This is a genomic window from Pseudomonas sp. P1_F1_2 (genome assembly GCF_056405815.1).
In genome coordinates, this window is record NZ_JBFUBK010000048.1 from 1 (window position 1) to 18,904 (window position 18,904).

Below are 18,904 nucleotides of genomic sequence, written 5' to 3' on the forward strand. Positions count from 1 at the left end.
CCAGTCAACAGTCATGCTGGCTGACATACCGCTATCGCGAGCAAGCTCGGCTCCTACAGGGATTTGAGGTGTCTGCTAGGCGGGGTAACCGGTGATTTTGCGGATGCTTTGGTACAACGGCTTGAGCTGCCGATACATGCGTAGATAAACCTCTTTGTACAGTCGCTCATAAATCTGCTGCGCCTCGGGTTGCGGCATGAACACCGCACCGACCCGCGTCATGGCCGCCATCGCCGTGGGAAAGTCCGCGTACAGACCCAGCCCCACCGCGCAGCAAATCGCCGCGCCCAGACCGGACGCTTCATAGACATGCGGACGCTCGGCCGGCAGGCCGAAAATGTCGGCCGTGAGCTGCATCGCCGCATCACTCTGGGAGCCACCACCGGCGACACGCAAACGCGTGACGGAGACTTTCGAGCGCTTCTCGATTTTCTCCAGGCCCTGACGCAAGGCATACGCCAGGCCTTCGAGGATCGCCCGATAGATATGCGCGCGGGTATGCACATCACCGAAGCCGATCATCGCGCCCTTGGCCTCCACACCCGGTTCGCGGATGCCGGGCGACCAGTAGGGTTGCAACATCAGCCCCATGGAGCCCGGCGGCACCGCATTGACCAGCGCATCGAAGAGTTGCTCGGGCTCGATGCCCTGCGCCTTGGCCTGCTGCATTTCCCGCAGGCCGAACTCGTTCTTGAACCAGCTGACCATCCAGTAGCCGCGATAGATCATCACTTCGCAGTTGTATTGATCCGGCAGCGCAGACGGGTAAGGCGGAATCAACGGGACGATTTCCAGGTAGCGCGACCGGGTGCTGGTGATCGTCGCCGTGGTGCCGTAGGACAGGCACACCGTACTCGCGTCGACGACGCCGGAACCCACCACTTCACAGGCCTTGTCGGCACCCGCGGCGATCAGCGGCAACCCTTCGGGAATACCGGTGTGGCGGCTGGCTTCAGCGGTGATGAAACCCAGGGTTTCGCCGGGCTTGTGCAGGCTCGGCAATTGCTCGGGGCGCACCGCCAATGCCTGCCATTTCCAGTCGCTGGGCGCGGCCCATTTCAGACGTTTGAAATCGAACGGCAAGTAGCCGACGCAACAGCCCACGGAATCGACAAAGCGCCCGCACAGGCGATGGGTGAGAAACCCCGAGAGCAGCAAAAACTTGTCGGTCGCCGCCCACACTTCAGGCTGGTGCTTCGCGATCCAGTTAGCCTCCGCCTGGGCTCGAAAATAATCCACGGTGGCTTGCGCGCCGACCAGTTTGAACAGCCAGCCCCACGGTCCCTTGATGCCGCCTTCGACTTCAGCCTGGCGCTGATCGAGCCACAGGATCGCCGGGCGCAGCGGCTTGCCGTGGGCATCGACGTTGATCAAAGTACCGCGCTGGGTGGTCAGGGAAACGCCGGCAATCTGCGACCGATCGATACCGGTTTGCTGCCACACCTGCTGGCAGGCCTCCCCCAGTTTCGCCCAGTAATACTCCGGGTCCTGCTCGGCCCAACCGGGTTGGGTCGAGTAATAGGCCTGCAACTCGACCTTGCCTTTGCCCAGCAAATTGCCCTGCAGGTCGAAGAGCAGCGCGCGCACGCTTTGGGTGCCATTGTCGATGGCCAGCAGGTAACGCTTGTTCGGGTGGTTATCCATGGAGCTCTCTTCAATGGGCATGGGTCGCGCACATTCCTGAATTTCTCATAATCCGAAGCACCCGTAGCCCTGTAGCAGCTGTCGAGCGAAGCGAGGCTGCGTCCGAGGACAGCGTTCTCGCAATCCCTGCCCCGGTGGTTTATCTGAAACATCGGGGTGAGGGTTTTACGACGGCTTCGCCGCCGAACGCTGCCTCGCTGCGCTCGACAGCTGCTACAGGGCTGCAGGGTCGCAGGGCAAACCGTGATGACGTTGCCACAACGCCTGGTAGCGCTGCTGCTCCTGCTGCCAACGCTCGTCGTCCCAGCCCAGTCGTGGTTGGCAGAGTTGGCGAATAGCAGTGAAATAATCCTCGCCACCGCGCGTCAGCAACAGGCCCAGACGGGTTCGGCGCAGCAGCAGGTCATCCAGGTGCAGGACCATTTCCGACTCGCAGGCAAAGGCCAGTTCCGCCCACAACGTATCCGTGGCGCCGACCGTGTCATGACCTAATTCTGCGAGCAGCTCCGCCAGCCTCGGCAGATCACGGCCATGCCGCCCCGCCAGACGCCGCCACTGGCTGCCACTGAGCCCCGGGATCGCCAGCGGCGGTACGGCGGCAAACACCGGCCCGGCGTCATCATCGAAGGGACGTTCGAGCATGTTCGCGCAGGCCTTGAGCACTTCGATGGCCTGCGGGCGAAAGGTGGTCAACTTGCCGCCAGCCAGGGTCACGCAGCCAGGCTCCTGCCACAGCACATGCTCGCGGGTTTCATTCGACGGTTTGCCTTGATGTTCACCCGCCGCACCGCCCACCACCGGGCGCACCCCGGACCAGGTCGACAGCACGTCGTCAGCGACTACCTCTGCGTGGGGAAATTGTTGAGTACAGGCCGCCAGCAAATAGTCGAGTTCCTCGCGGCTGATGCTCGCGCTCTGGTCCAGGTCTTCGTGATGATCGAGGTCCGTGGTGCCGACCACCGTGGCGCCCTCCCAAGGAAAAACGAACACCGGTCGACGGTCGCGCTCGTGCAAGAAGGTGAAAGCCTGCGCCACGGGCAGACGCCAGCCCGGTAGCAACAAGTGACTGCCCCGCAACGGGCGCAACTGACGAGGGGCATCGGGCAGGCGCAAGCGCTCGGCCCAGGCGCCAGTGGCCACGGCCAGCACACCACAACGTAAGGTCAGCAATCCGTCACCCTCGCAGTCCTTGACCCGGACCCCGCAAACGCGCCCCTCTTCACGCAGCAATTGCTCCACGCGCACGCCGTTGAGTACCACGGCGCCGTCGCCTCGCGCCTCGCCTAAAACGCGCATCACCAGACGCGCATCATCGGTCAGCGCATCGACAAAACAGGTGCCGCCCAGCAAGTCATTTTCCTTCACGCCCGGCGCCAGATAATGCAGTTGTTGCGCGTCATGGAAGCGATGGCTGCGCCGCCCGGCCAACGCGTCATAGATGGACAACAAACCACCCAGCACCCGTGGGCCGGGAAAGCCGCCACGGTAATGCGGCATCATGAAACTCATCGGTTCCACCAGCCCCGGCGCTTCGTCGAGCAGGCGCTGGCGTTCGCGCACCGAATCGCGGGTCAGGCGCCATTGGCCCTTGGCGATGTAACGCAAACCGCCATGGACCATTTTCGAGGATCGGCTGGAGGTGCCCCAGGCGAAATCGCGCTGTTCCAGCAGCAGGCAGCGCCAGCCACGGCGCGCTGCCTCGCGCAGGATACCGGCGCCGCTGATGCCGCCGCCGATCACGATCAGGTCCCAGGTTTCATCCGCCAGCGTCGGCAATACGTGCTGTCGCCACGCGGCGTTCCAGTCCAGGCTCATGGCCGTCACTCCTGCAACAGCGTGCCAGGGTTGAGGCGCCCGGCCGGATCAAAATGTCGGCTCAGCGCCTGCAAGGTGTCCATCGCCAGCGCGCCCTTCTCGCGCAGCAGGTACGGCGCGTGGTCCTTGCCCACGCCATGCTGGTGACTGATGGTGCCGTGGTTGTCGACGATGGTCTGGCTGGCCGCGTGCTTGAGCGCCTGCCAGCGCGCCAGGGTGGCGGGATAGTCCGCCGCCGGGCGAAACACATAGGTGGTGTAGATGCTCGACCCTTCGCCGTAGACATGCGACAGGTGAGTGAACACGTGCACCCGCTCGCCCTCAGCCGCCAAGGCGTCGCGCAGGCTGTTTTCGATCAGGGTGAGCAGGTTGTCGACATTGCTCCAGTCGGTAGCGGTTTCCAGGGTGTCGACCACGTAACCGGCGTTCCACAAGTTCTCGCGCAGGTAGGGAAAACGGAAGCGGTTCTGCGCCCACTTCTTGCCGAGCAAGGTGCCGGTAAACACCCCGCCAAAAGCCTTTAGGTGCTGACGGGCCTGGCTCAGGGACAGCGCATTTTGCTTGCGATTACCGGTCACGCCGAAGGTCAACAGGCATTTGCCCGCACCGGCGCCGCGCAGGTTCAGGTACTTTTCCAGCCAGGCAATCTGCTGCGGGTGACCGGCCAGCGCCAGTTGGGTTTCGGTTTCCACCGCGTTGGACAGGCGCAGCATCGACAGCGGTACGCGCGCCTGGGCCAACTGGCGGATGGCTTGCAGCGCCTGGGTCCAATCGGGCAGAAAGACCCCGTAGAAACGCTCATCGGCCGGCAGGGCGCTGACCCGAACCTTGACCTCGGAAATAATCCCGAAACGGCCCTCGCAACCCAACACCACTTCGCGCAGATCGGGCCCGGCGGCCGAGGCCGGGAACGTTGGAATATCTAAAGGTCCGGCGAAGGTTTCCAGAGTGCCGCCAGCGAACAGTTGCTCGATTCGCCCGTAGCGCAGCGACTGCTGGCCACTGGAGCGACTGGCGACCCAACCACCCAGGGTCGACAGCTCCCACGACTGCGGAAAATGCCCCAGCGTGTAACCCCGGGCGCGCAACTGACTTTCCACCTGTGGCCCGCTGGCGCCGGGGCCGAAGGTGGCCAGCAGGCTCTGTTCGTCGAGGTCCAGCAGGCGATTCATGCGGGCCAGGGACACCGTCACCACTGGCCGCGCGGAACTTGGCGGGTTGATGTGCCCGGCCACCGAAGTGCCGCCGCCATATGGAATCAGGCACAAGTCCTGTTCATGAGCGAGCACCAGCAATTGGCGAATCTGCTCGGCCGTCTCGGGAAAGGCCACGGCATCGGGATAATTCCCCAGCGCGCCTTCACGCAACGCCAGCCAGTCAGGCAGGCTCTGACCCCGGGCATGCAGCAAACGATCCTGCACACCCACGCTGTACAAGGCGTGTTCCTGCAGCCGCGATGCCGGCACACGGGCCAATGCCGTCTCAAGCGTGGCATCGGGCAGCGCTCGACCGTCACCCAACCGTTGCGCGAGAAAACTCGCGCCCTGGGCCGGCAGTTCGACCACCGTGGTTGCATCTCCCCAGCCGTTCCAGCGTCGCATGCGTGTGTCCTTTTGCGGTTCTGATCAGTGAAATTTCAGGCCCCCATACTAATCAGCGGCCCGAAAGTGTCACGGTCGCATCCGGCCAGTTCGAGTAGCCAATTGAGTCAAACGTCGCGCAGGTGTCAGCCATTTACTTTAGCCGTGGTTTCAAATTACCTTTCACGGGCATTCATCCGCGCATGCGGGCCTTGATCAAAGGAAGACGATCATGCAATCCCTGGGCTTCACTTCAGTTCCGCCGCTGCTCAAATACCTGCGTCATGCCGAACAACTGGGCGTGGCCATCGAGCCTGCGTTGGCGGCGGCCGGGTTGCAGGCGCAGCAGTTGAGCGATAACAGCCTGCGGCTGCCGGGTGAAGCCCATGAACGGTTACTCGATTATTTCTGCGAACACTCGGGCGATCCGTTGTTCGGTCTCAATGCCGCGCGTTTTGTATTGCCCAACTCCTGGAGTGTGCTGGGTTACATCACCATGAACTGCGCGACCCTGGGCGATGCCATGAGCCGCATCATGCCCTTCGAGAAGCTGGTGGGCGACATGGGCGTCAGCCGCGCCGAGGTGCAAGGCAGCGAGGTGCACCTGATCTGGGCCTGCCGCCATCAACGCCCGCGCATTCGCCGGCACCTGGTGGAAAACGTGCTCGGTTCCTGGCTGCAATACGCACGCTGGATCGCTGATACACAGATGTCGCCAGCCGCCGTCTGGCTGGAACATCCACGCCCGGCCGACACGACGCTGGCGCAGTACGAGCAGTTTTTCGACTGCCCGGTCCTGTTCGACCAGCCTTATTCGGCGCTGATTGTGCCGTTGCCGTATTTGCAGTTGCCCTTGCGTCAGGCCGATGCGCAATTGCTGCGCACCCTGGAAGAACACGCGATGGGATTGATGGCCACGCTGGAGGACGCGTCGCTGGAACAGCGGGTCAAAAGCATCCTGCGCCAGTTGCTCAAGGAGGGCCTGCCACGCAAGGAACAGGTGGCCGAACATCTCGCCGTATCCGTGCGCACGCTGCAGCGCCAACTGCATCAGGCCGGCACGTCGTACCAGCAGATCCTCGATGACCTGCGCCAGGAGTTGGCCGAGCATTACCTGCTTAACAGCACCTTGCCGATCCAGGACATCGCCCAGTACCTGGGCTTCACCGAACCGCGCTCGTTTCACCGCACGTTCAAAAGCCGGCGCGGGATGCCGCCCGGTGAGTTTCGCCAGACTCATCGGGGGTGACTGCGCTGGCCTCTTCGCGAGCAAGCTCGCTCCACAGTGGATCTTCATTGACCACCAATTTTGTGAACCACACAAAATCCCTGTGGGAGCGAGCTTGCTCGCGAAGGCGTCAGTCGCAACAACGCAATAAACACCTTTCAGTGCGGGTGTTTAAAGACACTCAGCGTTACGTGACAACGCCCACAGATCCTTGCGCCGCTGCCTACGACTGCGCCAGAATCCGCCGGCTTGTGCGCTTGCGGGCTGCTCGGTAACTTGGATCGCGTCACTGATTCCCAGTGATCGGGTTTAGCAGCCCGGCGATGTTCGCTCCTGGTTGCACAAGTATCATCCAGTCAGGCATTTGCCTACGCTTGATGGTGGCTGTGCGCATGGCACCTTCGGGTGCGCCGGGTTGGGAGCTACCGGTCTGCTAACTTGCGCATAGCCGCCACCCATTCGTTTAGCAGCGAAATGGATGCGGCCTTACAAGGTACGCTCCCATGTTCAAAGTTACGCCAAACCCACCGGACACCGATCCGGCATCTCCCTACGAAACCCCTGAATCAAAGAAATTCCACGAAGCCGCCGAGCGCGCCCTCAACCACTATCTCGGTCCTCCTCCGGCCGCCCAGATCATGGCAACGCCCTACCAACCCAACCGCCTCTACATGGCCAACCCGGCGTCCGGCACCGAACCCTTGCTGGCCGACGCCAGCGAAACCCTGGGCTCAGCCACCGTCATGCTCAACGACTTCGCCGCCCTGCTCCAGGGCTCGCACCGCAAAACCGTGCAAGGTATCGCCCAAGTGGTCATGGTGGCGGAAATGGCGGTCAATCAAGTGCTGGATACATTAGTGCCCACGGAGTGATCAGTGCGGTGGCGAGGACGCTTGCCACATAGGCCTCTGATCCCTGAACGAAAAAGCCCGCTGCCAAACCGCAATGGTTGGGCAGCGGGCTTCTTTGTGCGGCTTACAACTGTCAGCTCAGAGGCTGATCGCGTTGGTGAACACCAACCGATTGCCGAACGGATCGGCGATGGTCATGTCCTGGCTGCCCCACGGCATGGCCTGAATCTGTGGATGCGAAAACGCGTATTCCTTGGCAATCAATTGCTGCTGGAAGGCTTCCAGTTCACTGGTCTCGATGCGCAGCGCCGAACCCGGCGTGGCGTCGCCATGGTGTTCGGACAAGTGCAGCACGCATTCGCCACGAGACACCTGCAAGTACAACGGGAAGTTCGCTTCGAAACGGTGCTGCCAGTCGACTTTGAAACCCAGGAAGTCGACGTAAAACTCCAACGCCTTCGCTTCATCGAAAATCCGCAGGATCGGGGTGGTTTTACCGAAGCTCATGCAGTTACTCCCTGACTGAAATGACGCCCAGTGTAGCTAGGCCGATTGTCAGCGCTTCGGCTTGGTAGCGGCTTTCTTTAGTTGCAATGTGCCACCAGTGTGACAGACCACTAAAAATGCTCACACAAACCCATCACGCAAATCCCCTTGCCGCGCCAGGAACCGCCCTTCCCTTTTGCCGTTCGCCTGCCCTTCGCTGTAACTCAATACACCGTTGACCCACACGCCATCGATGCCTTCCGCCGCCCGTTGCGGGTCATTGAAATCCGCCACGTCGCGAATGGTCACAGGGTTGAACAACACCAGATCCGCCCAGTTGCCTTCACGAATCTCGCCACGCTCTTTCAAGCCAAACCGCGCCGCCGACAGCCCGGTCATTTTGTGTACCGCCGTGTGCAACGGAAACAACCCGACATCGCGACTGAAATGCCCGAGTACCCGTGGAAATGCACCCCACAATCGCGGATGCGGGAACGGGTCTTCGGGCAGCCCGTCGGAGCCGACCATCGACAGCGGGTGCGCGAGGATTCTGCGGACATCCGCTTCGTCCATTCCGTAGTACACCGCACCCGCCGGTTGCAGTTGGCGGGCGGCGTCGAGTAACGACAGGTTCCACTCGGCGGCGATGTCCATCAGGTCGCGGCCGCCCATTTCCGGGTGCGGTGTCGACCAGGTGATGGTGATGCGGTGCGCATCGGTGACTTGCTTCAAATCCAGCGTCGAAGAACTGGCCGCGTAGGGATAGCAGTCGCAGCCCACCGGGTGGGTTTTCGCCGCGTGTTCAAGGGACGCCAGCAATTGCGGGCTGCGCCCCCAGTTACCGGCGCCCGCGCATTTGAGGTGGGAAATGATCACCGGGGATTTCGAATGACGACCAATCTGGAAAGCCTCGTCCATGGCCTCCAGCACCGGTTCGAATTCGCTGCGCAAATGGGTGGTGTACACCGCACCGAACGCCGTCAGCTCTTCGGTCAGTTGCTTCACTTCATCGGTGGACGCCGAGAACGCGCTGGCGTACGCCAGGCCTGTGGATAACCCCAACGCGCCGGCCTCAAGGCTCTCGCGCAGTTGCTCGCGCATTGCGCTGATTTCATCCGCCGTGGCCGTGCGGAACAAGTCGTCGAGGTGGTTGCTGCGCAACGCGGTGTGCCCGACCAGCGCTGCAACGTTCAACGTGGTGTTCGCCGCTTCGACTGCCGCGCGGTAGTCGCTGAACGTCGGATAAACAAAGGCTGCGGCGGTGCCGAGCAGGTTCATCGGGTCCGGCGGATTGCCCTTCAAACTTACTGGCGAAGCGCTGATCCCGCAGTTGCCGACGATCACCGTGGTCACACCCTGGCTGAGCTTGGGCAGCATCTGCGGTTGGCGAATGACCACGGTGTCGTCATGGGTGTGCACATCGATAAAACCCGGCGCCAGCACGCGGCCGGCGGCGTCGATTTCTTCGGTGGCCGTGGCATCGTGCAAATCGCCGATGCGCTCGATGCGCCCGTCCAGGATCGCCACATCGGCGGGGTAGCCAGGACGATTGCTGCCGTCGATGACCAGGGCGTTGCGAATCAGCGTGTCGTACATCATGTCAGTCTCCCAGCGGCAAGTGATCGTCGCCGCCGCGGTAATCGTCCAGGGCGAGTTTGATTCGCCGCAGACGCTCTTGATTGTCTTCAGGGTTAGCCAGCGCCAGCTCGGTGGCCAGCACGTCGATCGCCAGCAGCATGCCGTAGCGTGCCGCGGTCGGTTTGTAGATAAAGGACGTCTCGGCGCTTTGCAGCGGCAGCAGCACATCGGCCAGTTGCGCCAGCGCCGAGTCGGCCCGGGTGATCGCCAGAATTCGCGCGCCGTAGCTGCGCGCCAGTTCAACGGCTTGAAGCAGCTCGGGGGTAATGCCGGTCAGCGAGCAGACGATGACCGCGTGCTCGGCGCCAAGGCTGGCGGCGGTGACGCGCATCATCACCGGGTCGTGGCACACGGCAATCGGATAACCGAGCCGCACCAGCCGCACTTGCAGCTCATCACTGCACAAGGTCGAGCAGCCGCCCATGCCGAATGCATGAATCATGCGCGCCTTGCCCAGCAGCTTCACCGCATCGGTGAAGCGAGTCTCGTCGAACGCCGACAGATGCTGGTGCAAGGTCGACTCGATATCACCGACGATCTGCCGGTAAAACGCCGACTGGTCCGGCGTGCCGGCCGGGTCGAGAAAACGGCTGCCGACGCCACTGGCCTGGGCCAGTTGCAGGCGCAAATCGCGCAAATCCCGGCACCCTACCGTACGGGCGAAACGCGACAGGGTGGCCGTGCTGACTTCCGCTCTCAGCGCCAGCTCATCAAGGCTGGCGGACGAGGCAAAGCCTACGTCGTCGAGCATCAGACGAGCGATGCGTCCTTCACCGGCACTGAAGGAATCCTGGCGGGCGCGGATCTGGTAGAGGATGTCCATGGCAGGCGGCTCCGGTTAAATCAGGTAGGAAAGGCCCACGGTCAGACCGAACGCGACCACCGAAATAATAGTCTCCAGCACGGTCCAGGTCTTGAAGGTCTGGGCGACGCTCATGTTGAAGTATTCCTTGATCAACCAGAAGCCACCGTCGTTGACGTGGGAAAAGATCACCGACCCGGCGCCGGTCGCCAGCACCAGCAATTCTGGATGCGGATAGCCGAGCCCAATGGCCACCGGCGCGACAATCCCCGAAGCGGTGGTCATCGCCACCGTCGCAGAACCGGTGGCGATGCGCATCAACGCGGCGAACAACCAGCCCATGATCAGCGGCGACAGGTGAAATTCGTGGGCCAGGCTGACGATCTGGTCGGTGACGCCGGCGTCCACCAGAATCCGGTTGAGGCCGCCACCGGCGCCCACCAGCAAGGTGATGCTGGCGGTCGGGGCCAGGCATTCGTTGGTGAATTTAAGGATCGATTCGCGGCTAAATCCCTGGGCGATGCCGAGGGTCCAGAAGCTCAGCAGCGTGGCCAGCAGCAAGGCGATCACCGAGTTGCCGATGAACAACAAAAACTGGTTGAGGCCGCTGCCTGGCGTGGAGATCAGGTTGGCCCAGCCACCAATCAGCATCAGCACCACCGGCAACAGAATGGTCGCCATGGTGATGCCGAAGCCCGGCAGGCTGTCGCGCGGTTCGCGCTCGAGGAACTGGCGTTCCAGCGGGTTTTCCGCCGGCAACTGAATGCGCGGCACGATGAACTTGGCGTACAGCGGACCGGCGATGATCGCCGTCGGAATGCCGATCAGAATCGCGTACATCAACGTCTGCCCGACCGACGCCCCATACACCTGCACCGCGAGCATCGCCGCCGGGTGCGGTGGCACCAGCGCATGCACCACCGAGAGCCCGGCGACCATCGGCAAACCGACCATCAGAATCGACACGCCCACACGCCGCGCCACGGTAAAAGCGATCGGCACCAGCAACACAAAACCGACCTCGAAGAACAGCGGCAGCCCGACCAGGAATGCAATGCAGACCATCGCCCAGTGCGCGTTCTTCTCGCCGAAGCGGTCGATCAAGGTCCGCGCCACCTGCTCGGCGCCGCCGGACTCGGCCATCATCTTGCCGAGCATCGTCCCCAGCGCCACCACCAGCGCAATGTGCCCCAGGGTTTTGCCGACCCCGGCCTCGTACGCGCCCACCACGCCGGACGCCGGCATCCCGGCCAGCAAGGCCAGGCCGATGGACACCAGGGTGATGACGATAAAGGGATTGAGCCGGTAACGGGCGATCAGAACGATCAGTGCAATGATGGCGATGGCGGCATACACCAGCAGCCAATAGCCGAAGGACAGGGTCATGCGGTACTCCTCGAAAGGGTCACGTCGAATGGATTGTGAAACTCTTAAAACATTTCGAGAGGTGATTTTCAAACGAGGTGAAAGTAATTTTCGCGAAGGGGTAAGGGTTGTCGTTGAGAGATATGCGCGGTCGAGGATTATGAAAATCGGGCAGGCGGATTTTCATCCCTTCACGCTGATCGTTCCTACGCTCCGCGTGGGAATGCAGCCAGGGACGCTCTGCGTCCCAAAGTGGACGCGGAGCGTCCGGTGAGGCATTCCCACGCAGAGCGTGGGAACGATCTCGACTGCCGTGGCTGGACGTCAGTCGTGACTCACGCGGGCGCGTTTCAGCAGTTTTTTGCAACGCTCCGACACGTGCAGCACGCGCAGGTGCTTGCCGGCCTTGGTGTAGCGTTCGCGCAGCGTATCCAGCGCGGAGATGGCCGAGTAATCAACGAAGCTCAAATGACGGCAATCGAGCGTGACCTGGGCAGGATCATTGGCCGGATCGAATTGATTGAGGAAAGGGGTCGTCGAGGCAAAGAACAGCGTGCCATGCACCCGGTAGAGTTTGCTGCCGTCGTTCTCCAGATGACTGTCGGCGTACAGCTGCCGAGCCTGCTGCCAGGCAAAGTTGAGCGCCGCGATGATGATCCCGCACATCACGGCGGTGGCCAGATCGGTGAACACGGTGATGACCGTCACCGCGATGATCACCAGCACGTCGTTCAACGGCACTTTGTTCACCACCCGCAGCGAGGCCCAGGCGAACGTCTGCTGGGACACCACAAACATCACCCCGACCAGCGCCGCCAGCGGGATACGCTCGATCAGCGGCGAAAGAAACAGGATGAACAGCAGAATCAGAACCCCGGCCACCACGCCCGACAGCCGGCCGCGCCCACCGGAGCTGAGGTTGATCACGGTCTGGCCGATCATCGCGCAGCCACCCATGCCACCGAACACGCCCGAGACCATGTTGGCCGCGCCCAGCGCCACGCACTCGCGATCCGGGAAGCCACGGCTCTCGGTGATTTCGTCGGTCAGGTTCAGGGTCAGCAGGGTTTCCAGCAGGCCGACCAGCGCCATCAATATCGCGTAGGGGGCGATGATGCGCAGGGTTTCCAGGCTCCAGGGAATGTCTGGCAGCGCAAAGGTCGGCAGGCCACCGGCGATGTGCGCCATGTCACCCAGCGTGCGGGTCGGCAAGCCCAGCAGATACACCGCCAGGCCCACGCTCAGAATCGCCACCAGTGCCGGCGGCACGGCACGCGTGAGGCGCGGCAGCAGATAAACAATGGCCATCGTCACGGCCACCAGCCCCGTCATCAAGGACAGCGGCGTGCCGCTGAGCCAGGTCTCTCCGCTTTTGAAATGCTCCAGCTGCGCCAGGGCAATGATGATCGCCAGGCCGTTGACGAAACCGAGCATCACCGGGTGCGGGACCATGCGCACCAGTTTGCCCAACTTCAGCAGCCCGAACGCCAACATGATCAACCCACCCAGCAGCACCGTGGCCAGCAAATACTGCACGCCGTGTTGCACCACCAGTGCCACGATCACCACGGCCATCGATCCGGCAGCCCCCGAGACCATCCCCGGCCGCCCGCCGAACAGCGCGGTCAGGGTGCAAATGATGAACGCCCCGTAAAGCCCCATCAGCGGGTTGAGATGCGCGACCAGCGCGAAGGCGATGCACTCGGGGAGCAAGGCAAAAGACGTGGTGAGCCCGGCCAGGACATCGGCGCGTAGACGTTTGGGTTTCATCGGAGGGGACCGCACTTGGGAATGACAAAAATTAGTGTGCGGATGTTACGGAATCGAGGCCGGCCCGGCCAGTTGTCGCATTGCTGAAAATGTCATCGCGGGCAAGCCATGCTCCTACAGGTCTGGTGTCGTTCGCCAATGACGTGAACGGCTCAGTACCCTGTAGGAGCATGGCTTGCCCGCGATGAACGATGACGCGGTTTAAGGCGAACTCACACCATCTCGTCACGAATCCAGTCAATCACCGACGTCCGCTGCGGCACCCAGCCCAGCAGTTCACGCGCCTTTTGACCACGCACCCGGCTGTTGGAACCCAAACCGTAGTTGGCCATCTCATACCCCCACTCGGCTTCGGCATCTTTGAGCGGCCAGTCTTGCGCCGCCCCCAACTTCAGCGCCCCGGCCATCGCGGTGGTCATGTCGATGAACGACGCTTCACCGCTTTCAACGAAGTAGAACGTGCCCGGTACGTTCTTGGTCAACGCCAACAGATACAGGGACACCACGTCTTCGATGTGCACGTTGGACCAGATGTTCTGCCCCGGGCCGACATGCCGGACCACGCCACTTTTGCGCGCCTGTTTGAGCAAGCGCGGCAGTTGCACGCTGTCGCGACTGACACCCAGGCTGTGGCCGTAGATCAGGGTGTTGCAGATCACGGCCGAGTTCACGCCGTCGTTCGCCGCGGCGAGGATCAGGTTGTCGATGGCCACGCGGGCAGCCTTGTCGGCAGTCGGTTCCGGCAAGTTGTCTTCGAAGTAGATGACGTCACTTGATTTGCCGCCCGACGCATCGCCGACGATGCTCGAACCGCTGGTGTGCAGGAACACTTTGTTGGAGCCACGCAGGGCGTTGAGCAACGCCTCGACGGCGCCACGATGGTCGCTGCTGGCGGCGTTGATAACGGCGTCGGCAGTGCGAGCCTGTTCGGCGAGCAGGGCGTTGTCGTCGAGCGTGCCGATCACTGGGGTGATGCCCAAGGCGCTCAGTTCATTGGCTTGTTCAGCGCTGCGCACCAGGCCGGTGACGGTGTGGCCGGCACGGATCAGACCGGTGGCGATGGAACCGCCGATAAAACCGGCAGCACCGGTAACGAATACGTTCATGGAGAAACTCCCTGCGTGGATAAGTGATGCAACGAGTATCCAGCAGGGATCACTGACGAATAATCCCCTCTGACCCAATTCACTCTTGCGTAGGAATCACGAATCAGCCCTTGAAATCCGAGTTCGCGTACTCCGCCAATTTGCTTTGGATAAAGTCCAGGAAACACTGAATCCGCAAGGCCAGTTGCGAGTTGCGGTAGTACACCGCGTTGATCGGCTGGCGATAGCCGCTGTTGAATTCGGCCAGCAGCACTTTCAAACGCCCGGCACGAATGTCTTCGATGGTCATGTAGTGCGACAGGCTGGCGATGCCCTGGCCTTCCAGCGCCAGGTGGCGAATGGTCTCGCCGCTGGAAGCGCTGATCGACGCCTGTATCGGCCAGCGATCGCCATGCACATAACGCAGCGGCCACTGATTGAGGCCTTCATTCTGGGTAAACCCCAGTAGCGTGTGCTCACTCAAATCCGCAACTGCCTGCGGCGTACCGTGCTGCTCCAGGTACGCCGGGCTGGCGACGATATGCAACGGGCTGCACCCCAGGGAACGGGCATGCAACGTGGAGTCGGTCAGGGTGCCGATGCGGATGGCGATGTCGGTGCTTTGTTCCAGCAGATCGATGATCAGGTCATTGCTGTTGAGTTCCAGCTGAATGTCCGGGTAGAGCCGGCGGAATTCGTCGATGTACGGCACGATGGCGTGCAGCATGAACGGTGAGGCGGCATTGATCCGCAGCCGCCCGGACGGGGTTTGCTGGCGTGAGTTGAGGCGTTCTTCAAGCTCGTCCATCTGATCGAGAATCCGCTTGGCGTGCTCGAAGAAGTACTTGCCCTCCTCGGTCAGGTCCATGCGCCGCGTGGTGCGATTGATCAACGTGGTATCGAGCTTGGCCTCCAGCCGTGACAACGTGCGACTGACCGCCGAGGGCGTTTGCCCGACCTGTTCAGCCGCAGCGGAGATAGACCCGCACTCAATCACGCAGACAAAAATCTGCAACTCATCGGATCTGGCTTTCACGGATGCCCCTCATTCAAAACTGGCTTGATAGTAGCTGGATGCGGGGCAAAAGGAACCTTACGCCGGCAGGCCGAACACCTCGGTCAAATGCTGCTCATAGCGCGCCACATCGGCTTCGATGTTCGGGCGTTTCATCACGTCGACGCTCAGGAAAGTCGGCAGGCCAGTCATGCCGAGAAACTCGTTGGCCTTGTGGAACGGGAAGTACACCGCGTCCACCCCTTTGCCTTCGAAGAAATCGCTCGGGTCATCGAACGCTTGTTGAGGTGCGTTCCAAGTCAGCGACAGCATGTATTGCTTGCCTTGAATCAGGCCGCCGCTGCCGTACTTTTGCGACGCGTCGGAACGGGTGCGGCCGTCGCTGGCGTAGAGGCTGCCATGGCCTTCGGTGAAGACTTCGTCGAGGTACTTTTTCACGGTCCACGGCGCGCCCATCCACCAGCCGGGCATTTGATAAATGATCACGTCGGCCCAGAGGAATTTGGCGACTTCATCGGCGATGTCGTAACCCTCGTCGATGAAGGTGGTTTTGATATCCATGCCGCCGCGATCCAGCACGCTCAGTGCAGCTTCATGCAGGGTGGTGTTGTAGCGGCCATCGGAGTGGGCGAATTTTTTACCGCCATTGAGCAACAGGACTTTTTTCATGAGAAATCTCGAAAGGTTCAGAAATTTGATGGCGGCAGGTTAACGGCTGACCCCGCGCGGAATAAGCGCTGAATTCGCAAAATTCATTTGACTCATACGCACGAATCAACAGGCGATTGTTGCCATAAACTTGCGACGGTTCTTAACTTGAGGAGATTTCTGATGAGTGAAATGCAAGGCTTCATCCTGCACGCCAAGACCCACCCGGAAAAATCCGACGCCTTCGAAGCGTTTTTCCGTGGCTATGTGGAAGCGAGCCGCGCCGAGCCCGGTTGCATCGAGTACCACATGCTGCGCGACAAACAGGACCCGACGCTGTTTATCTTCTACGAGATCTGGCAGTCCCAGGCCCACCTTGATGTGCACTCGAATCTGCCGCACATGAAGCAGTTCCTCGACCAGCGCGATGAGTACCTGGAACGGGATTTCGATATCCGCGCCATCGACATGCTCAGCCCGTCGTCGRCTAACCACTGATCAACAAATGGCCGCCGAGCACACCGAGGCCGATGAAAAACACACGCTTGAATAACAAAGCGCTGATCCGCTGACGCAGCCATTGGCCCAGCCACATACCGAGCACTGCCGGGATCAGCGCCAGCAACGAGGCACTCAATTCACCACCGCCCAAAGCACCGCGCCACAGCAAGCCCGCGGCCAGCGCGAGGGTCGAAACGGTGAACGACAAACCCAGTGCCTGCACCAGTTCGTCCTTGTTCAAGCCGAGGGCCTGCAGATAAGGCACGGCAGGAATCACGAAGACACCGGTGGCCGAGGTGATGAGGCCTGTCAGCACGCCGCACAGCGGACCGAGCCAGCGTTCGCTGCGACTGCCCACGTGCAAGGTTGGCAGGAACAAGCCGCTCAGCGCGTACAGCAACAACGCGGCGCCCAAGCCCCGCGCCACCCAATGCCCTCCAGCCATGCCGATCCACAGCGTGCCCACCCCCGTGCCGATGAAGATCGACAGCAACAGCGGCCATAGCCGTTTGATCAGCCCGCGCAAATGCCCACCGAACGCCAGTTGCCAGACATTGGTGAGCGTGGCGGGAATGATCAGCAGTGCGGCAGCCTGCGACGGCGCCATAGCCAGGCCGAGAAGGCCCATGGCGATGGTGGGCAAGCCGAGGCCGATGACGCCCTTGATCATGCCGGCCAGCAGGAAGGTGGCGATGACCAGTAAAGAAAGGGCAAGCCCGAGGTTTTGGTAGAACGCGGCGAGTGTATTCATGGGGCTATCCTGAGCCCGGGCGAGTCAGTTGAAAATCTGCCATATACTGAGTCAGCCTCTTGCCAAGCAAGAGGCAGTGATCGTTCCCACGCTCTGCGTGGGAATGCAGCCCGTGACGCTCCGCGTCACCTGCCGAAGCGGACGCAAAGCGTCCAGTGAGGCATTCCCACGCAGAGCGTGGGAACGATCTTGGGATAAAACATGCACTTCGACCTGACCGACCTGCGCCTCTACCTGAACATCCTCGACAGCGGCAACATCACCGCCGGCGCCGCGCGCAGTCATCTGTCGCTGGCAGCCGCGAGTGCAAGAATCCGCGCCATGGAGGCTTCGCTCGGTATCGAATTCCTGCAGCGTGGCCGGCGCGGCGTCACGCCCACGTCGGCGGGTAAAGCCTTGGTCAAACACGCCCGAGCCCTGCTGCAACAGGCCGAACTCATGCAACAGGATCTGGCCGAGTACGCCAAAGGGGTCAAAGGCCAGGTGCGGTTGCTGTGCAACACCACGGCGATCACCGAGTACCTGCCGGAGTTGCTCGCGGACTTCCTGCACGAGCATCCGAATCTCGACATCGACCTTCAAGAACTCCCCAGTGCGCGCATCACTCACGCCTTGCGTCAAGGTGCGGCTGACTTGGGTATCGTCTCCGACGCCGTGGAAACCGATGACCTGCAAACCCGTGCGTTTCGCGACGATCCGCTGGTATTGCTGCTGCCCCGCGATCATCCGTTGGCGGACCGCGAATCCCTGAGTTTCGGCGACACCCTGCACCATGATTTCGTAGGACTGAACGCCAGCAGTGCCTTGGCCGTGTACCTCGAAGCACAAGCGCTGCACGCTGGCGTACGCCTGAAAATCCGCATCCGTGCCGACGGTTTTGATGGCGTCATGCGCATGGTCGCCCGGGGCGCGGGGCTGGCGATCGTGCCCCTCGCAGCCGTCGAGCGCTGGTCCGGCGAACAGCCTTTCCAGAGCATCGCACTGCAAGAACCCTGGGCCCAACGCAAACTCCTGCTCTGTGCCCGGGACTTTGCCACGCTGCCCGGTTATGCCAGAGCCCTTCTGCATACCTTGACTCTCCCCTGAGGGGCAGACTTTACCCTTGAGGTTTCATCTTCAAGGACAGAGACGATGGGCAAACGAATTCTGGTGATTCTCGGTCATCCTTCCAGCAACAGCTTTTGCGCTGCACTCGCCGAGCGATATGCTCAATCGGCGTTGCGCGCCGGGCATGAAGTCCGCCAGTTGTTTCTCGGCACAATGGACTTTGACCCGGTGCTACGTGATGGCTATCAACAGGTTCAACCTCTGGAAGCCGACTTGCGTCAGGCGCAGGCCGACATCCTGTGGGCGCAGCATCTGACGCTGGTTTATCCAATCTGGTGGGGCGGGATTCCGGCCTTGCTCAAGGGCTTTTTTGATCGAGTGTTCCTGCCCGGTTTCGCTTTCAAGTACCGTGAAGGCAAAGCCTTTCCCGACAAATTGTTGCGGGGTCGCAGCGCGCATTTGTTGGTGACCATGGACACGCCACCCTGGTATTACCGTTGGGTGTATCGCATGCCCGGGCTGCATCAGATCCGCAAAACCACCCTCGCCTTCTGCGGTATCGAACCCAGGCGCACACTCACCTTCGGCCCGATTCTCGGCGCCAGCGCAGTCCAGCGTGAAGCCTGGCTGCTGCAAGCCCAGGCTATCGCCAGCCGCTGAGTCTGCCGATAATGCGCG

17 protein-coding genes are annotated in these 18,904 nt (G+C 61.7%); 5 read left to right on the plus strand and 12 right to left on the minus strand.

The window, feature by feature from the left end:
• Window positions 1–75 precede the first annotated feature (75 nt).
• The 3 genes from AC1D2P_RS15840 to AC1D2P_RS15850 all read right to left on the minus strand — a co-directional run bounded on the left by AC1D2P_RS15840 (window position 76) and on the right by AC1D2P_RS15850 (window position 5,060).
• On the minus strand, window positions 76–1,644 hold the full coding sequence (locus AC1D2P_RS15840) for an FGGY-family carbohydrate kinase (RefSeq protein ID WP_477758498.1): 1,569 nt from the start codon (window positions 1,642–1,644) through the stop codon (window positions 76–78).
• 213 nt (window positions 1,645–1,857) lie between these two features.
• Window positions 1,858–3,459, minus strand: coding sequence for a glycerol-3-phosphate dehydrogenase/oxidase (locus AC1D2P_RS15845; RefSeq protein WP_477758493.1), 1,602 nt, complete (start codon window positions 3,457–3,459; stop codon window positions 1,858–1,860).
• 5 nt (window positions 3,460–3,464) lie between these two features.
• Window positions 3,465–5,060, minus strand: a complete 1,596-nt coding sequence (locus AC1D2P_RS15850; protein ID WP_477758492.1) for an FAD-binding oxidoreductase — start codon at window positions 5,058–5,060, stop codon at window positions 3,465–3,467.
• Between the two features lie 211 nt (window positions 5,061–5,271).
• Here AC1D2P_RS15850 and gliR point away from each other — a divergent pair, with 211 nt between their 5' ends.
• Together gliR and AC1D2P_RS15860 are read left to right on the plus strand one after the other, a co-directional pair.
• A complete protein-coding gene (gene gliR / locus AC1D2P_RS15855; protein WP_477758491.1) occupies window positions 5,272–6,288 on the plus strand; it encodes an AraC family transcriptional regulator GliR in 1,017 nt (338 codons plus the stop codon).
• 482 nt (window positions 6,289–6,770) lie between these two features.
• A complete protein-coding gene (locus AC1D2P_RS15860; RefSeq protein ID WP_477758490.1) occupies window positions 6,771–7,139 on the plus strand; it encodes a DUF6124 family protein in 369 nt (122 codons plus the stop codon).
• A gap of 117 nt (window positions 7,140–7,256) precedes the next feature.
• Here AC1D2P_RS15860 and AC1D2P_RS15865 read toward each other — a convergent pair whose 3' ends face one another.
• From AC1D2P_RS15865 to mdaB, 8 genes are all read right to left on the minus strand, one after another.
• Window positions 7,257–7,625, minus strand: a complete 369-nt coding sequence (locus AC1D2P_RS15865; RefSeq protein WP_477758489.1) for a glyoxalase superfamily protein — start codon at window positions 7,623–7,625, stop codon at window positions 7,257–7,259.
• A 120-nt stretch (window positions 7,626–7,745) separates the two neighbouring features.
• Window positions 7,746–9,203 (minus strand): N-acyl-D-amino-acid deacylase family protein, encoded by a 1,458-nt coding sequence (locus AC1D2P_RS15870; RefSeq protein ID WP_109787496.1) that lies wholly within the window; start codon window positions 9,201–9,203, stop codon window positions 7,746–7,748.
• Between the two features lies 1 nt (window position 9,204).
• Window positions 9,205–10,065, minus strand: a complete 861-nt coding sequence (locus tag AC1D2P_RS15875) for a MurR/RpiR family transcriptional regulator (RefSeq protein ID WP_046031858.1) — start codon at window positions 10,063–10,065, stop codon at window positions 9,205–9,207.
• Window positions 10,066–10,080: 15 nt separating this feature from the next.
• Entirely contained in the window at window positions 10,081–11,430 is a 1,350-nt protein-coding gene (locus tag AC1D2P_RS15880; RefSeq protein ID WP_046031857.1) for a GntT/GntP/DsdX family permease, read from the minus strand.
• A 303-nt stretch (window positions 11,431–11,733) separates the two neighbouring features.
• Complete coding sequence (locus AC1D2P_RS15885; RefSeq protein WP_046031856.1) at window positions 11,734–13,179, minus strand: SulP family inorganic anion transporter; 1,446 nt, start codon at window positions 13,177–13,179, stop codon at window positions 11,734–11,736.
• 212 nt (window positions 13,180–13,391) lie between these two features.
• The gene (locus AC1D2P_RS15890) at window positions 13,392–14,285 is read right to left on the minus strand and encodes an NAD-dependent epimerase/dehydratase family protein (RefSeq protein ID WP_223522675.1); all 894 of its coding nucleotides are present in this window, start codon (window positions 14,283–14,285) and stop codon (window positions 13,392–13,394) included.
• A gap of 103 nt (window positions 14,286–14,388) precedes the next feature.
• Window positions 14,389–15,300, minus strand: a complete 912-nt coding sequence (locus tag AC1D2P_RS15895; protein WP_046031854.1) for a LysR family transcriptional regulator — start codon at window positions 15,298–15,300, stop codon at window positions 14,389–14,391.
• A 57-nt stretch (window positions 15,301–15,357) separates the two neighbouring features.
• Window positions 15,358–15,948 (minus strand): NADPH:quinone oxidoreductase MdaB, encoded by a 591-nt coding sequence (gene mdaB / locus AC1D2P_RS15900; RefSeq protein WP_046031853.1) that lies wholly within the window; start codon window positions 15,946–15,948, stop codon window positions 15,358–15,360.
• 162 nt (window positions 15,949–16,110) lie between these two features.
• On the opposite strand from mdaB, the gene AC1D2P_RS15905 reads away from it, so the two are divergent.
• Window positions 16,111–16,425, plus strand: coding sequence for a putative quinol monooxygenase (locus tag AC1D2P_RS15905; protein ID WP_477811500.1), 315 nt, complete (start codon window positions 16,111–16,113; stop codon window positions 16,423–16,425).
• Here AC1D2P_RS15905 and AC1D2P_RS15910 read toward each other — a convergent pair.
• The gene (locus tag AC1D2P_RS15910; protein WP_223522673.1) at window positions 16,415–17,179 is read right to left on the minus strand and encodes a sulfite exporter TauE/SafE family protein; all 765 of its coding nucleotides are present in this window, start codon (window positions 17,177–17,179) and stop codon (window positions 16,415–16,417) included. The genes AC1D2P_RS15905 and AC1D2P_RS15910 overlap by 11 nt on opposite strands.
• Window positions 17,180–17,380: 201 nt before the next feature.
• Here AC1D2P_RS15910 and AC1D2P_RS15915 point away from each other — a divergent pair, with 201 nt between their 5' ends.
• Both AC1D2P_RS15915 and AC1D2P_RS15920 read left to right on the plus strand, forming a co-directional pair.
• Window positions 17,381–18,265, plus strand: a complete 885-nt coding sequence (locus tag AC1D2P_RS15915) for a LysR substrate-binding domain-containing protein (RefSeq protein ID WP_109787500.1) — start codon at window positions 17,381–17,383, stop codon at window positions 18,263–18,265.
• Between the two features lie 45 nt (window positions 18,266–18,310).
• A complete protein-coding gene (locus AC1D2P_RS15920) occupies window positions 18,311–18,886 on the plus strand; it encodes an NAD(P)H-dependent oxidoreductase (protein WP_109787501.1) in 576 nt (191 codons plus the stop codon).
• Window positions 18,887–18,904: the final 18 nt, after the last annotated feature.